The organism is Pseudomonas sp. WC2401, assembly GCF_041200115.1.
In the GTDB taxonomy this organism is placed as follows: domain Bacteria; phylum Pseudomonadota; class Gammaproteobacteria; order Pseudomonadales; family Pseudomonadaceae; genus Aquipseudomonas; species Aquipseudomonas fragi.
This window is the reverse complement of record NZ_CP165623.1, coordinates 61,553-76,949: the sequence shown is the minus strand read 5'-3', so window position 1 is coordinate 76,949 and position 15,397 is coordinate 61,553. Positions and strand designations below refer to the sequence as shown.

The window sequence follows — 15,397 nt, the reverse complement described above, 5'->3', positions numbered from 1 at the left end:
ACCTGAACACTCAATTTGTCTGACACGCCGAGGCGCCTGATTTTACGACGGCTGCGCCGCCGAACGCAGCCTCGTTCCTTCGGCAGCTGCTACAAATTTGGCCGGTGAGGTTACACCCGGAAGGCCTGTACCGCGGTGTTGAGCTGCGAGCCCAGTTCCAGCAGTTGCTGGCTTTGGTCGCGGGCAATGCCGATGCGTTGCAGGTTTTCGTCGCCCAGCACATGGATGCGTTCGCTGTGGTCGCGAATCTCGCTCACCGCCCCGGTCTGCTGCGCGGTCACATCGGCGATGCGCACGGCGGTATCGGAGATGGTGGCAATGGCGCCGACAATTTCATCCAGCGCGCCATCGGCATCCTGGGCTTGCTGGGCGGTGGCCTGGGCGTGGGTCACTTGCGCGCGAATGCCTTCCACCGATTGGCGGGCGGCCAGTTGCAGCCCGCCGATCAGGGTCTGGATCTCGTTTGTGGCCCCTGCAGTACGCTGGGCCAGCGAGCGTACTTCTTCGGCCACCACGGCAAAGCCACGGCCCATTTCGCCGGCACGGGCGGCTTCGATGGCGGCGTTGAGCGCCAACAGGTTGGTCTGGTCGGCAATGGAGCGAATCACCGTAAGCACACCACCGATGGTGGCCGACTCTTCGGCCAGGCGTTCGATGGTCTGTGCGTTGCCCTGCACTTCACCCACCAGGGCATGCAGCCCGGTCAGGCTCTGGCCGATCACCCGTTGCCCCTGGGCCACCGCCAGCCCGGCGCTGCGGCTGGCATCGGCGGCCTGGCTGGCATCGCCCGCCACTTGCGAGATGGTCGCTTCCAGTTCACCCAGGGCGTCGCGGATTTGCGCGGTATCCCCGGCCTGGCGTTCCGCACCACCGTGCAGGCCAGTGCTCAGCTCGGCCAGGGTCTGGCTGCTGCCGGCCACTTGTTCGGCATTCAGGCGCAGGGTGCCTACCAGGTTCACCAGATAGCTGCGCAGGCGGTTAAGCGAGGACTCGATGTCACGCAATTCGCGATTGGTCTTGCCCAGCTGGATATCGCGGCTGAAGTCGCCTTCGGCCCAGGTCGACAGCAGCGGCGCCAGGTAGGTCAGCACCCGCGCCAGCTTGCGCTGCAGGGTATCGATCAACAGCGCGATGAGCAGGATCAGGCCAATCATCAGGCCCTGGATCAGCCGCACTTCATTCTGGATGTGCGCGTGCTCGGCGCGTACCACCGGCTCCAGTTCGGCGATGGCCTGCTGCACGGCATCGAGCTTGAGGTGGGTGGCGGCGCTGAGCTGGCTGCGTTGTTCGATCTGGTTCTGGGTGCGCTTGAGTTCGGCGGGGTAGCGGCTGAGCAGGCTGTTGAGTTCGCGCTTGAGGCCAATTCCAGCATCTTCGGCCTTGGCGGTGTCGGTGGCATCAAGGCCCATCATCGCGGCAAAATCGTCAGTGCCCGAGGCGCTTGTGCTGTTCACGCCGAGCAGGGGCAGGGCGTCGATTTGCCTGGCCTGAAGCGCAATGCTGTCCAGTTCGCGCTCGACGTCGCCGGCCAGTTCACTGCGCCCGCTGCTCACCAGTTTGTCCCGGGCCAGGGACAGCTTGGCCAGGTGTTGCGAGGCGCTGAGCAGCAAGGGCAGGTAGGCGCCGGCCTCGTTGGAAGAGGCGTCGCTGGCGTATTGGCCCAGTTGTTCCAGGCTGGCACCCAGCTCGCGCTCGGCCTGCAGCAGCAAGGCCTGGGGGTCGCCGGCCAGTTTGCCGGCGGCCAGCAGTTCGGTATTGCTGTAGGTGCTCAGGTTTTCCAGGCTGGGGCGCAGCGTATCGGCCAGTGCGGGCGGCAAAGGGCCTAGTTCGCTTTTGAGGCTGTCCAGCGCACTGTTGGCATCGCTCAGGCGCAGGGCGTCGCCACTGGCGAGATAGTCCTCGATATTGCGCGCCACGTTGTTCTGGAACTGCTGCGACAGGCTCAAGTAGCGCTCCATCAACAGAAACGGCCGCTCCAGGGCTTGTTGCGACCACCACAGGGTTGCCCCCAGGGCCAGGCACACGGCGACCAGCAACAGGGTGTTGAGGTTGGTTAGCAGCTTCAGGCGCATGTGGGATTTTGCCTACTACACAGTCAGAAGCGGCAAAAGTTATTGCACTTAAGTTACAGCGGTGTGACGGAAAGACGGGTTACGAACAAATAGTGGCAATTGGCCTTGTCTGGTGAAAGCCGTGTACCTGATTACGCCCGTTGTTCTTGGCGCGGTACAGGGCTTCGTCGGCCTGGGAGGCCATCAACAGACTGTCGGCATCGCCGTGCATCTGCACCACGCCCGCGCTGAAGGAGCACGACAGGTCCACGGGTTGTGCCGGGTAGTGGATTTCGGCAAAGCGCTGACGAATCTGATTGAGCACCTTGTGGGCCGACTCCTGGTCGGTGTCGGGCATGACAATGGCAAATTCTTCACCGCCGTAGCGGCCAATAAAGTCGGTTTTGCGCAGGCGTTGCTTGAGGAACAGCGCCAGGCTCTTGATCACCCGGTCGCCCATCGGGTGACCATAGCCATCATTGACGTGCTTGAAGTGATCGAGGTCGAGCATGGCAAAGCTCAGGGGGCGGTTCTCGCGGCGGGCGCGAAAGGTGCAGTCTTCGAGCAATTGCAGGATATGGGTGTGGTTGTACAGCCCGGTCAGGCTGTCACGCACCATCCGCGCCTTGAGATGGCGGGCGCGGGCTGCACGATTGCGCACGGTGGTGATCAGGTGGCGCGGCTGGATCGGCTTGGTGAGGAAGTCATCGCCGCCCTCGCTCATGGCATCGAGCTGCTTGTCCATATCGTCTTCGGCCGACAGGTAAATGATCGGCACGCTGACATAGCGGTCGTTGTGGCGGATCACCTTGGCCAGCTCGGTGCCGGTGCAGCCTGGCATATACATGTCGAGGATAATCAGGTCGGGCTGGAATTCCGCCAGCTCGGTCATGGCCTGAATCGGGTCGATCAGGGTGCGGGTGACAATCCCGGCGCCATTGAGCAGGCGCTCGGCATGCAGGGCCTGGGCCCGGGAGTCGTCAATGATCAGCACTTTGAAGGGTTCGTACTGGGCGACACAGGTCAGCACCTCGATTTTTTCCATCAGGCTTGAGGCTTCGAGGGTGCCGGTCAAAAAACCTTGCCCGCCTGCGCGCACGGCCGCCAGCCGGGTAGGGGTATCGGCCTCATGGAGGCTGAAAAACAGCAGCGGCAGTTTTTGCTCAAGACCGATCTGGGCTTCTGCGGCCAGCGTCAGGCCAACGCCGGCCCCGGCGAAGTCCACGTCCATGACAATGGCGGCCGGGTGGCGCTCGGTCATGGCCAGGCGAAACTCGGCAGGGCTGCTGAAGGCCTGGGCGCTGAGCTCGAAAAACTCCAGCTGGCGGGCCAGCCGGTCGGCGCGCTCCAGGTCCTGGAGCAGGATATACACCGGCTTGCGCAGGGGGGGCAGGCTGATATTGGCTGCCATGTCACCCTGGCGCAGACCGGTGCGTGACAGGCGCTGCATCAGGCGGTTGAGTTCAGTGATGATCGGGCTGTTCAAGCGGCTCTGGTTGGCGGCCATGTCGCGTAGCGTCAGGTCGATGGCCCGCGCCAGCTCGGAGTGCTCCGGCTGCTCGAAGCGCTCGGCAAAACGCAGCAGGCGCAGGTTGGCGTCATCAAGCTCGGCCAGGCCGGCAGGCGACCATTGATTGGCCTGCAGGCGCTGCCAGATCTCAAGAATCTGGCGAGCCTGGTGGGTGACACGCTGGGCAAAGTGGTTTTTCAGGCGCTCGCGACTGGGGTCTTCTTGCTCGGTCATAACCTGGCTGCTGGGTAGTGAGGCATGCTGAAGTCGAATGATGGCTCTATGCTAGCAGCTCATTGCAAATGTACGAGTTTCTCCTTGAAATTAACTGTGGGGCAGCCATATTGCCCATCACCTGCGCGCTTGTTCTATAGTGCCGGGCGTAGTGGCCCCCCGAGATAAAAAGCGTGCATGCAAGGCACGATGGGTTAGGGTTGTGGTCGAACCGTTGAATCAAGCAGATGAAAGGATATAGCCATGCTGGACTGGAAAAAACGTGAGGGCACAGCCCGCGAATCGGTCAAAGAGCCCAAAACACAGTCGCGTGGCTATTTCAAAAGCATCCTGCTGAGCCGCTCCATCGCGGTGCTGGTGGCGATTTTTATCGTGGTCAACCTGGGCCTGGGCTGGTACTGGAGCCAGGAACCTGACCTGTTCCCGGTGCAGCAAAACGCACAATTGGCGGCTGAAAAAGATGGCAAGCAAATGGTGCCGGGCTTCACCACCGTCGAAACCCTCAAGACCGTGGCCGGTACCTTGCTCAACAAGCCGGGCGGCTACCTGTCCAATGACCGTTTTCCGCCGGGCATCTTCCTGGACAACATCCCGAGCTGGGAATACGGCGTGCTGGTACAGGTGCGCGACCTGACCCGTGCCCTGCGCAAAGACTTCGCCCGTTCGCAGTCACAGTCGGCTGAAGATGCCGATCTGGCCAAGGCCGAACCGCGTTTCAACTTCGACAACAAGAGCTGGATGCTGCCGTCCAGCGAATCTGAATACCAGGAAGGCATCAATTCCCTGAGTCGTTATCAGGCGCGCCTGTCTGACCCGAATCAGAAAAACGCCCTGTTCTATGCCCGCGCCGATAACCTGAACAACTGGCTGGGCGATGTGGGCACCCGTCTGGGCTCACTGTCGCAACGCCTGTCGGCCAGCGTGGGCCGGGTCAAGCTCAACAGCGCGCTGAAAACCGAAAGCCTGCAACCGGGCCAGGTGCCGGTGGTGGACGAGGAAGTGGTCGAAACCCCGTGGATGCAGATCGACAACGTGTTCTATGAAGCACGCGGTCAGGCCTGGGCTCTGTCGCACCTGCTGCGTGCCATCGAAGTGGATTTTGCCGATGTACTGGCCAAGAAAAACGCCACGGTCAGCGTGCGTCAGATCATTCGCGAGCTGGAAGCAGCGCAGGAACCGGTCTGGAGCCCGATGATCCTCAATGGCAGCGGCTATGGCGTGCTGGCCAACCACTCGCTGGTCATGGCCAACTACATTTCCCGCGCCAACGCCGCGGTCATGGACCTGCGCCAACTGCTGTCGCAAGGCTAAGCGATGGCTATTTCAGCTTTGGAGGCCGCACACCGTGCGGCCTCTGATGTCGAACAAGTTGCCTGGGTCGATCGCGATGATCGCTTGCTGGGCGGCCTGCCCCGCCATGAACTGCGCGAGCGCGGCCTGATCGGGCGCGGCACTTTCATTTTATTGTTCAACTCTGCCGGGGAGCTGTGCGTGCATCAACGCACCCTGAGCAAAGCGCTGTACCCGGGGTTCTGGGATGTAGCGGCGGGCGGCATGGTCGGGGTGAATGAAACCTACGCCGAATCGGCGGCCCGTGAGTTGGCCGAAGAACTGGGTGTGAGTGGTGTGCCGCTGACGGCCCATGAGCGCTTTTACTTTGAGGCTCCGCAAAACCATCTGTGGTGCGCAGTGTTTTCAGCGGTGTGGGACGGCCCGTTGCAGGTGCAACCTGAAGAAGTCCAGCAAGCGTGTTTTATGCCGGTGGCCGAGGCGCTGCGCCTGAGTATGCAGCGGGACTACTGCCCTGACTCACTGGATGCGCTCAAGCGCTATCTGGCCCAGGGCTGACGTTGATTCCCCCTGTGGGAGCGGGCTTGCTCGCGATTCAGGCGACCCGGTTTTTCAGTTGCACCGCTGCGATCCCATCGCGAGCAAGCCCGCTCCCACAAGTTCGTGGCTGGCGCTTTAGAAAATGCCGCCGATTGGCTATTGGGATGCAGCGATTTTGTCGTTACACTGCGCGACCTTTTTCAGGCTCAGGCGGGTTTCCACCCTGAGTTGCGCTGCCCCTGCCAGAGTGGGGCTTCGCGGTCGGTACACCTTGGCGCAACAGCGTCAGGCACCGGCCAATTATTTGTCCTCCGAATGAGGATTGCCGGTGGCCAAAAAAGCCGCATCCTTCGCCGCCCTGGGTGGCCTGGTATTTTCCACCGACGCAGGTCGTCACTGTCCGGACTGTCGCCAGCCGGTGGACGCCTGTACCTGCAAACAAACCCTGATCCCCGAAGGTGATGGCATCGCCCGCGTGCGTCGCGAAAGCAAAGGCCGTGGCGGCAAGACGGTGACCACCATCACCGGCGTGCCGCTGGCTGAAGACGCACTCAAGGAACTGGCCACGACGTTGAAAAAACGCTGTGGCACCGGTGGCGCGTTGAAAGACGGCATCATCGAGATTCAGGGCGATCACGTCGAGCTGCTGCTGGCCGAACTGGTCAAGCACGGTTTCAAGGCCAAGAAGTCCGGCGGCTAGCAGCCTCTGTGAAAGCCACCGCAACGCCGCTCCGGCGCCCCTCGTGGGCTGGCCAGGGCGCGCTTGCCATGGTTTTCACAGAGCCTGTTATCACCGGTTTCTAAACTCGGCGCTGTTGTCAGGGTCTGACTAATCGTCACTTTCACACTTTAGACTGCGCCAGCCTGCTTTCAGGCTGGGCTATTTGACTTATTTATAGGGGACTTCGATGTCCGTACGACGCACACGCAAAGACGATGGCAGCCAATGGACAGTTGCGGACAGCCGCAGTGTTTACGGGATTCGCCATTGGGGGGCCGGGTATTTCGCGATCAATGAAGCCGGTCGCGTAGAAGTCCGTCCGAACGGCCCGAACAGCTCGCCCATCGATCTGTACGAGCAGGTCGACGAACTGCGCAAGACCAGCGGTTTGTCCTTGCCGTTGCTGGTGCGTTTCCCGGATATCCTGCAAGACCGTGTACGCCAGTTGACCGGCGCGTTCGATGCCAACATCGCGCGCCTGGACTACCAGAGCCAGTACACCGCCCTGTACCCGATCAAGGTCAACCAGCAGGAAGCGGTGATCGAAAACATCATCGCCACCAAGAACGTGTCGATCGGTCTTGAAGCCGGTTCCAAGCCCGAGCTGCTGGCCGTACTGGCCCTGGCACCCAAGGGCGGCACCATTGTCTGCAACGGTTACAAGGACCGCGAGTTTATCCGCCTGGCGCTGATGGGCCAGAAGCTGGGTCACAACGTCTTTATCGTGATCGAGAAAGAATCCGAAGTAGACCTGGTGATCGAAGAAGCGGCCTCGCTCAAGGTCAAGCCGCAGGTCGGCCTGCGCGTGCGCCTGTCGTCCCTGGCGTCGAGCAAGTGGGCTGACACCGGCGGTGAAAAATCCAAGTTCGGTCTGTCGGCCGCGCAACTGCTGTCGGTGGTTGAGCGCTTCCGTGCGGCGGGCCTGGATCAGGGCATCCGCCTGCTGCACTTCCATATGGGCTCGCAGATCGCCAACCTGGCGGACTACCAGCACGGCTTCAAGGAAGCGATCCGCTACTACGGCGAACTGCGCAACCTCGGCCTGCCGGTTGACCATATCGACGTGGGCGGCGGCCTGGGTGTGGACTACGATGGTACCCACTCGCGCAACGCCAGTTCGATCAACTACGACATGGACGACTACGCCGGTGTGGTTGTGGGCATGCTCAAGGAATTCTGCGACGCGCAGAGCCTGCCGCACCCGCATATCTTCTCCGAAAGCGGCCGTTCCCTGACCGCGCACCACGCCATGCTGGTGGTGCAAGTGACTGACGTCGAGAAACACAACGACGACGTGCCGGTCATCGAAAACAAGGAAAGCCTGCCAGAAACCGTGCAGTGGCTGGTGGACCTGCTGGGCCCGACCGACATTGAGATGGTCACCGAAACCTACTGGCGCGCCACGCACTACATGAGCGATATCGCTGCCCAGTACGCCGATGGCAAAATCACCCTGGCGGAAAAAGCCCTGGCCGAACAGTGCTACTTTGCCGTGTGCCGTCGCCTGCACAACTCGCTGAAAGCGCGTCAGCGCTCTCATCGTCAGGTGCTGGACGAGCTCAACGACAAGCTGGCCGACAAGTACATCTGCAACTTCTCGGTATTCCAGAGCCTGCCGGACACCTGGGCGATTGGCCAGGTACTGCCGATCCTGCCGCTGCATCGTCTCAACGAAGAGCCGCTGCGTCGTGCCGTGCTGCAAGACCTGACCTGCGACTCCGACGGCAAGATCAAGCAATACGTGGATGAGCAGAGCATCGAGACCAGCCTGCCGGTTCACGGGCTTAACGAAGGCGAAGACTACCTGCTGGGTATCTTCCTGGTGGGCGCGTACCAGGAAATCCTCGGTGACATGCACAACCTGTTCGGTGACACCGACTCGGTGAACATCTACCAGAACGAAGACGGCAGCGTGTACCACGCCGGTATCGAGACCCACGACACCATCGAAGACATGCTGCGCTACGTGCACTTGTCGCCCGAGGAGTTGATGAACCACTACCGTGACAAAGTGGCCAGCGCCAGCATCAGTGCCAAGGAGCGTACCCAGTACCTCGACGCACTGCGCCTGGGCCTGACCCGCTCGTCGTACCTGTCGAGCCACTGATCGCCTCCGGGCCTCAGTGCTGACTGAAAAACGCCGGCGCGTGCATTGCACGCGCCGGCGTTTTTTTTGGCCGCAGGATCAGGCGCCGAACCACTGGTCCTTGCGCTGCATGCGCCATGCATACACGGCCAGGGTCAGGCTGCGCAGCACCATAAACAGCAGGAAACTTATCCACAGGCCGTGGTTGCCATAGCCGTGCAGGGCCCAGGCGGCGGGGAAGGCGATGACCACGCTGATGACCATCGCATCGCGCATTTCCCGGGCGCGGGTGGCACCGATAAACAGGCCGTCGAGCAAGTAGCTCCACACCGCAATCAGCGGCAGCAGGGCCAGATACGGCAGGTACTGGAATGCGGTTTCGCGCACGCTGGGGATATCGGTCTGCATTTGTACAAACAGATGCCCGCCGAACATGAACAACAACGCAAACCCCAGGCTGGCCAGCAGCGACCAGCCGCAGGCCACGACCATCGAACGGCGCAAGGCCTGACGGTCACGGGCGCCAATGGCATGCCCGCACAGCGCCTCGACAGCATGGGCCAGACCGTCCAGGGCATGGGCCGCCAGTAGCAGGCCGTTGAGCAACAGCGCATTGGCCGCCACCGTGGCATCGCCCAGGCGGGCGCCTTGCAGGGTGATGGAGAAAAACACCAACTGCAGCATCAGGCTGCGGATAAAAATATCGCGATTGACCCCCAGTAGCGGCTGCCAGTTATGCCAGGCGCGCAAGGCGGCCCACACCAGTGTGCCGGGGAATCGGCGCAGCGCACCGCGGGTCAGCCACAGGCCGAGCAGGGCGCCGCTCCACTCGGCAATCACCGAGGCCCGGGCCGAGCCGGCCACGCCCCAGTCCAGGCCGAGGACGAACCACAGGTTCAGGGCGATATTGACCAGATTGGTGGTGAGCAAAATCGCCAGCGGCGCGCGTGCGTTTTGTGTGCCCAGAAACCAGCCCACCAGTGCGTAGCTGGCCAGGGCGGCGGGCAGGCCGAACAGCCGGATGTGGAAGAACTCCAGAGTCAAGGCATGCAGTTCGGTGGAAGGCTGCATCAGGCTCAGGGCCACGCCGCTGAAAGGAATCGCGATGGCCCCCAGCAGCATCGATAGCAGCACGCTGAGCAACAGGCCCTGCAGGAGAATCTGGCGCAGAGCGGTGCCATCACCGCGCCCGGCAGCTTGCGCGGCGAAGCCGGTGGTGCCCATGCGCAAAAAGCCCATCATCCAGGCCAGGAAGATATACAGGCTGGCGCCCACGGCAACGGCACCCAACTGGTGGGCATGGGGCAAATGGCCGATGACGGTACTGTCGACCAACGCGACTAGCGGCACGGAGATATTGGACAGGATCATGGGCGCCGCCAGCGCCCATACCCGGCGATGGGTTGGGCGATCGCGCCAGTCGGCTAGAAGGGAAGATGACATGCAGGCTCCTTTGGGGAGCGCGATTGTAGCCGCAAAGCCTGCCCTCACCCCAACCCTCTCCCGAAGGGCGAGGGGGCTGGCCGAGTCGATCCTGGGTTCAGCTCAATACTTTCAGATTGCAGAGATTCTAAAATTTCCCCCAATCAGTCCCCTCTCCCTCCGGGAGAGGGCTAGGGTGAGGGGGGCTTTCTGACCAGTGCGCCTGTGGTCCGCCACCGGCTGTTATATAGTCGCCCTTATCTGCCCAGTAAACGAGTACACCATGCTGAACAAAGGACTGCTTCTGGCCTGCACACTGGCGCTGCTGAGCGCTTGTGATTCTTCCAGCGTCGACAAACCCGCCGCGCCACAAGTTACCGCCACCCAGCCCGCCAAGCCGGTACAGGACGTCAAGGTGCTGGCCGAGCGTTATGCCGGGCGCGAGTTGAATGTGGTGGATGTCTCCGAGGTGCAACTGGACGGGGCCAGCACCTTGTCCGTGAGCTTCTCGGTGCCGCTGGACCCGCAGCAGAACTTTGCCGACAAACTACACCTGGTAGACGCCAAAACCGGCAAGGTCGATGGTGCCTGGGAGCTGTCGGACAACCTGATGGAGCTGCGCCTGCGCCACCTTGAGCCGCAGCGCAAACTGATCCTCACCGTTGACCCCGGCCTGCGTGCGGTCAACGACGCCAAACTGGCCGCCGAGTACGTCAGCCGCCTCGAAACCCGTGATCTGCAACCCACGGTCGGTTTCGCCAGCCGCGGCAATCTGCTGCCCACACGTCTGGCGGAAGGTTTGCCGGTCATCGCGCTGAACGTCGACAAGGTCGATGTCGAGTTCTTCCGGGTCAAACCCGAGTCGCTGCCGGCATTTCTCAGCCAGTGGGGGCGCAACAGCAGCCTGCAGAGCTACGAAGCCAAAGACCTGCTGAACATGGCTGATCTGGTATACGCCGGGCGCTTTGACTTGAATCCGGCACGCAATACCCGGGAAACCCTGATCCTGCCAACGGCCGGCATCAAGCCCTTGCAGCAGCCGGGCGTATACCTGGCGGTGATGACCGCGTCGGGCAGTTACAACTATTCCACTCCTGCCACCTTGTTTACCCTCAGCGATATCGGCCTTTCCGTGCATCGTTATCAGAAGCGCCTGGATGTGTTCACCCAGGCCCTGGAAGGCGGCAGTGCCCTGGCCGGGGTCGAGCTGGAACTGCTCGACGGCAAGGGGCGCATGCTGGGCCAGGGCAAGACCGGCAAGGACGGTCACGCCGAACTGGCCTTGCCGCCCAAGGCCGAAGTGCTGGTAGCACGCCAGGGCGATCAAACCAGCCTGTTGCGCTTGAACACGGCGGCGCTGGATCTGGCCGAATTCGATATCGGCGGCCCGCAGGCGCATCCGTTGCAGTTCTTTGTATTTGGCCCGCGGGATCTGTATCGCCCCGGCGAGACCGTGCTGCTCAATGCCCTGCTGCGTGATCGCGATGGCAATCCGGTCAAGCCGCAGCCTGTAAGTGTTGAAGTGCGCCGCCCGGACGAGCAGGTCAGCCGCAAGTTTGTCTGGTCAGCGGACGCTTCGGGCCTGTATCAATACCCGCTGCAACTGGCCGCCGAAGCGCCGACCGGGCGCTGGCAACTGGTGTTCGATTTTGGTGACGGCAAGCCGCAGGTGTATGAGTTTCTGGTCGAAGATTTCTTGCCGGAGCGCATGGCCCTGGAGCTTAAAGGCAGCGACACGCCGCTAAGCCCTGAGCAAACCGCCGAGGTACAGGTAACCGGGCGTTACCTGTACGGCGCTCCGGCAGCCGGTAACCGCCTGAGCGGTCAGGTCTATGTGCGGCCGTTGCGCGAAGCGGTCAACGCGTTGCCGGGCTATCAGTTCGGTTCGGTGACAGAGCCGGAGCTGACTCAGGATCTGGAGCTGGATGAAAGCGTGCTCAACGCCGAAGGCAAGGAAACCCTGCGCATCGACAGCCAGTGGAGCGATGCCAGGTCACCGCTGCAACTGATCGTACAGGCCAGTTTGCAGGAGTCCGGCGGGCGTCCGATTACCCGGCGCCTGGTGCAGCCGGTATGGCCGGCAGAGCGTCTGCCGGGGCTGCGCGGCCTGTTTGACGGCACTGAAACCGATGGCGACGGCCCGGCTGAGTTTGAGCTGCTGGTTGCTGACAGCCAGGGCAACAAGCTGGCGGCCGACAACCTCAAGGTGCGCCTGGTGCGTGAACGCCGCGATTACTACTGGAACTACTCGGACAACGACGGCTGGAGCTATCACTACAACGAGAAGTTTTTGAACCTCAACGAAGAAACCCTCAGCCTCAAGGCGGGCGCAACCGCCAAGGTCAGCTTCCCGGTGGAGTGGGGCCCTTACCGTGTTGAAGTCGAAGACCCGCAAACCGGCTTGATCAGCAGCCTGCGCTTCTGGGCCGGTTATCGTGCCCAGGACAACGCCGAAGGCGGTGCCGTGCGCCCTGACCAGGTCAAGCTGGCGCTGGACAAGGCCGCCTATGCCGATGGCGATACGGCCAAGGTCACCGTGACGCCCCCTGCAGCTGGCAAGGGCTACTTGCTGGTCGAAGGCAGCGATGGCCCGTTGTGGTGGCAGGAGATCGAGGTGCCAGCCGAGGGCAAGGCATTCGATATCAAGCTTGACCCAAGCTGGGCACGCCATGACTTGTATGTCAGCGCGCTGGTGATTCGCCCTGGTGAGCGCAAGACCAATATCACGCCCAAGCGCGCCGTAGGGGTGCTGCACCTGCCGATCGACCGCAGCCAGCGTAAGTTGGCACTTACGCTCGATGCCCCTGAGAAAATGCGCCCCAAGCAACCGCTGACGGTGAAGTTTTCGGCTAAAAACGCTGATGGCAGTATCCCCAAACAGGCCCATGTGTTGCTGGCTGCCGTGGATGTCGGGGTGCTCAATATCACTGACTACCCAACCCCCGACCCGTTCACCAGCCTGTTCGGGCGCAAGGCTTACGGTGCCGACCAACTGGATATCTACGGGCAATTGATCGAAGCCGGGCAGGGCCGTCTTGCCAGCCTGGCGTTCGGCGGTGATGCAGCGCTGGCCAAGGGCGGCAAGCGGCCAGCCACCAGCGTGACCATCGTGGCGCTGCAAAGCGCGCCGGTGACGCTCAACGAGCAGGGCGAGGGTGTAGTCAGTGTGGATATCCCTGACTTCAACGGCGAGTTGCGCTTGATGGCACAAGCCTGGACCGACGATCGCTACGGCATGGCCGAAGGCAAGACCGTGGTCGCCGCGCCACTGGTGGCCGAGCTGGCCGCGCCGCGCTTTCTGGCGGGTGGCGACGAGACCAGGCTGGCGCTGGACCTGTCCAACCTCACTGACAAAGCGCAAACGCTGCGCGTGCAACTCAATACTGAAGGCCAGTTGAGCTTGCTGGCGGATACGAACCAAAGCGTGACCCTGAGCCCCGGCCAGCGTAGTACCTTGCACATACCGGTCAAGGCGCTGGGGGGGTATGGCAGTGGTCAGGTCAAGGTGACGGTCAGCGGCCTGGAGCTGCCAGGCGAGACCCTGGCACCCTTTACCCGCGAGTGGACGCTGGGCGTGCGCCCGGCGTACCCAGCCTTGCTCAGGCACTACCGCACGGTGCTCAACGATCAGCCGTGGAGCTTGCCGGACGCCGAGCTGCAAGCCTTTGAACCGGCCGGGCGCGAAGCCCTGCTGAGCCTGTCGAGCCGTCCGCCGCTCAACCTTGGCGAGCAGATTCGTGCGCTCAAGGCTTACCCGTATGGCTGTTCCGAGCAAACCACCAGCGGCCTGTACCCGGCGCTGTATGCCGATGCTGCACTGTTGCAGCGGTTGGGCCTTGAAGGTGAGCCGGACACCGAACGCAAACGCAAGATCGAGTTGGGCATCGAACGCCTGCTGGGCATGCAGCGCTACAACGGCAGCTTTGGCCTGTGGGGCGCGGACGGTCAGGAGGAGTACTGGCTCACTGCTTATATCACCGACTTCCTGTTGCGCGCCCGCGAACAGGGCTACGCGGTCCCGCCCGAGGCCTTGAAAAAGGCCAGTGAACGGTTGCTGCGTTATGTGCAGGAACGCAACCTGATCGAGGCCGACTACAGCGACAACCTCGACCACACCCGCTTTGCCGTACAGGCTTATGCGGCGCTGGTGCTGGCGCGTAGTCAACAGGCGCCGCTGGGCGCGTTGCGCAGCATTTTTGAGCGGCGCAGCGATGCCCGTTCCGGCTTGCCGCTGGTGCAGTTGGCGATTGCCCTGCAAAAAATGGGCGATCAACCACGCGCTGACCAGGCACTGGTGGCGGGGTTGGCTGCGACGCGCAAGGCTGATCAGTGGCTGGGCGACTACGGCAGCCCGCTGCGTGATCAGGCGTTGATTCTGGCCTTGCTGGAAGAGAACAACCTGATGAGCGGCCAGCGTGAACAACGTCTGTTCGACCTGTCCGATCAACTGGCGGCAAGCCCGTGGCTGTCGACCCAGGAGCGCAACTCGCTGTTCCTCGCCGGTCGTGATCTGCTGGGCAAGCCTGAGGCTGACTGGTCAGCGCAACTCAGCAGTGGCGGCCAGATTCGCGAACTGAATAATGCCAGCTCGGGTCTCAAGCTCGACGGGCCGTTGCTGGCCTCGCCCGTGACCCTGCGCAACGAAGGCAGCGTGCCGGTTTATCAACAGTTGACGATTTCCGGATATCCACAGCAGGCCCCGGCCGCGGGTGGCGAAAACATGAGCATTCGTCGTGATTACCTGGGCATGAACGGTGAGCCGCTGGACATCAAGGCGCTGCAAAGCGGTGATCTGGTTCTGGTGCATCTGGCCGTGACGGCCAAACAGCAGGTGCCGGATGCGCTGGTGGTCGACTTGCTGCCTGCGGGCCTAGAACTGGAAAACCAGAACCTGGGCCAGAGCGCGGCGAGCCTTGAGAACGCCAGTAGCCAGGTCAAGCAATGGCGTGAGTCGATGCAGAATGCCAGCGTGCAGCATCAGGAATATCGGGATGACCGTTATGTGGCGGCGTTGAAACTGGATGGCTATGGCACCACGCACCTGTTGTACCTGGCCCGGGCCGTGACCCCGGGCAGCTACCGCGTGCCGCCGCCGCAAGTGGAGTCGATGTACCGGCCCAACTGGCAGGCGGTGGGGGATACGGTGGGGGAGATGGTGATCAAGGGGCGTTAGGTGTGTGGCTGCTGAAGGGTTTAACTGGTGTTGCGGGTACATATGCGGCATTCGCGTTTAAACGGGATATTGGTTTCGCCCTTACGGCGAGTCACTTTTTCCAGACGCCGAAAAAGTAACCAAAAAGGCTTGCCCCTGGCGTCCGGCCTTCGCTGCGCTCAGGTTCCCTCGTTCCGGTCCCGCTCCGTGGGCACGCCGCCACGGGCCATCCATGGCCCATCGCGGCTCTCCCGGCATCCATGCCGGGAGGCCCACTGCGCAGAACCTCCTCTCGGCCTCCCGATGGGGCGGGTAGATCAAATGCCTCTGAGGCGGCCGACCGGCCGGCCTGTTTGAATGCAGGATTTGCGACCGACATATTTCCCTGTGG

The 15,397-nt window shown here is 62.3% G+C and carries 8 protein-coding genes; 5 read left to right on the top strand and 3 right to left on the bottom strand.

Going from position 1 to position 15,397, the window contains the following annotated elements; all coding sequences use genetic code 11:
• Positions 1 to 110: 110 nt before the first annotated feature.
• Together AB3G35_RS00310 and AB3G35_RS00305 are read right to left on the bottom strand one after the other, a co-directional pair.
• Positions 111 to 1,154 (bottom strand): methyl-accepting chemotaxis protein, encoded by a 1,044-nt coding sequence (locus AB3G35_RS00310; protein ID WP_369782709.1) that lies wholly within the window; start codon positions 1,152 to 1,154, stop codon positions 111 to 113.
• A 997-nt stretch (positions 1,155 to 2,151) separates the two neighbouring features.
• Positions 2,152 to 3,795, bottom strand: a complete 1,644-nt coding sequence (locus tag AB3G35_RS00305; RefSeq protein WP_369782208.1) for a diguanylate cyclase — start codon at positions 3,793 to 3,795, stop codon at positions 2,152 to 2,154.
• A gap of 243 nt (positions 3,796 to 4,038) precedes the next feature.
• Between AB3G35_RS00305 and AB3G35_RS00300 the strand changes: the two genes are divergently transcribed.
• The 4 genes from AB3G35_RS00300 to speA all read left to right on the top strand — a co-directional run bounded on the left by AB3G35_RS00300 (position 4,039) and on the right by speA (position 8,453).
• Complete coding sequence (locus tag AB3G35_RS00300; RefSeq protein WP_315249381.1) at positions 4,039 to 5,106, top strand: DUF2333 family protein; 1,068 nt, start codon at positions 4,039 to 4,041, stop codon at positions 5,104 to 5,106.
• A 3-nt stretch (positions 5,107 to 5,109) separates the two neighbouring features.
• Positions 5,110 to 5,643, top strand: a complete 534-nt coding sequence (locus tag AB3G35_RS00295; RefSeq protein ID WP_134050991.1) for an NUDIX hydrolase — start codon at positions 5,110 to 5,112, stop codon at positions 5,641 to 5,643.
• Positions 5,644 to 5,953: 310 nt separating this feature from the next.
• Complete coding sequence (locus tag AB3G35_RS00290) at positions 5,954 to 6,325, top strand: translation initiation factor Sui1 (RefSeq protein ID WP_016783399.1); 372 nt, start codon at positions 5,954 to 5,956, stop codon at positions 6,323 to 6,325.
• A gap of 208 nt (positions 6,326 to 6,533) precedes the next feature.
• Positions 6,534 to 8,453 (top strand): arginine decarboxylase, encoded by a 1,920-nt coding sequence (gene speA / locus AB3G35_RS00285; protein WP_016783400.1) that lies wholly within the window; start codon positions 6,534 to 6,536, stop codon positions 8,451 to 8,453.
• A gap of 78 nt (positions 8,454 to 8,531) precedes the next feature.
• Here the strand turns inward: speA and AB3G35_RS00280 are convergent, their stop codons facing one another.
• Positions 8,532 to 9,875 (bottom strand): MATE family efflux transporter, encoded by a 1,344-nt coding sequence (locus AB3G35_RS00280; protein ID WP_169869364.1) that lies wholly within the window; start codon positions 9,873 to 9,875, stop codon positions 8,532 to 8,534.
• 262 nt (positions 9,876 to 10,137) lie between these two features.
• Here AB3G35_RS00280 and AB3G35_RS00275 point away from each other — a divergent pair, with 262 nt between their 5' ends.
• Positions 10,138 to 15,027 (top strand): alpha-2-macroglobulin, encoded by a 4,890-nt coding sequence (locus AB3G35_RS00275; RefSeq protein ID WP_369782207.1) that lies wholly within the window; start codon positions 10,138 to 10,140, stop codon positions 15,025 to 15,027.
• Positions 15,028 to 15,397: the final 370 nt, after the last annotated feature.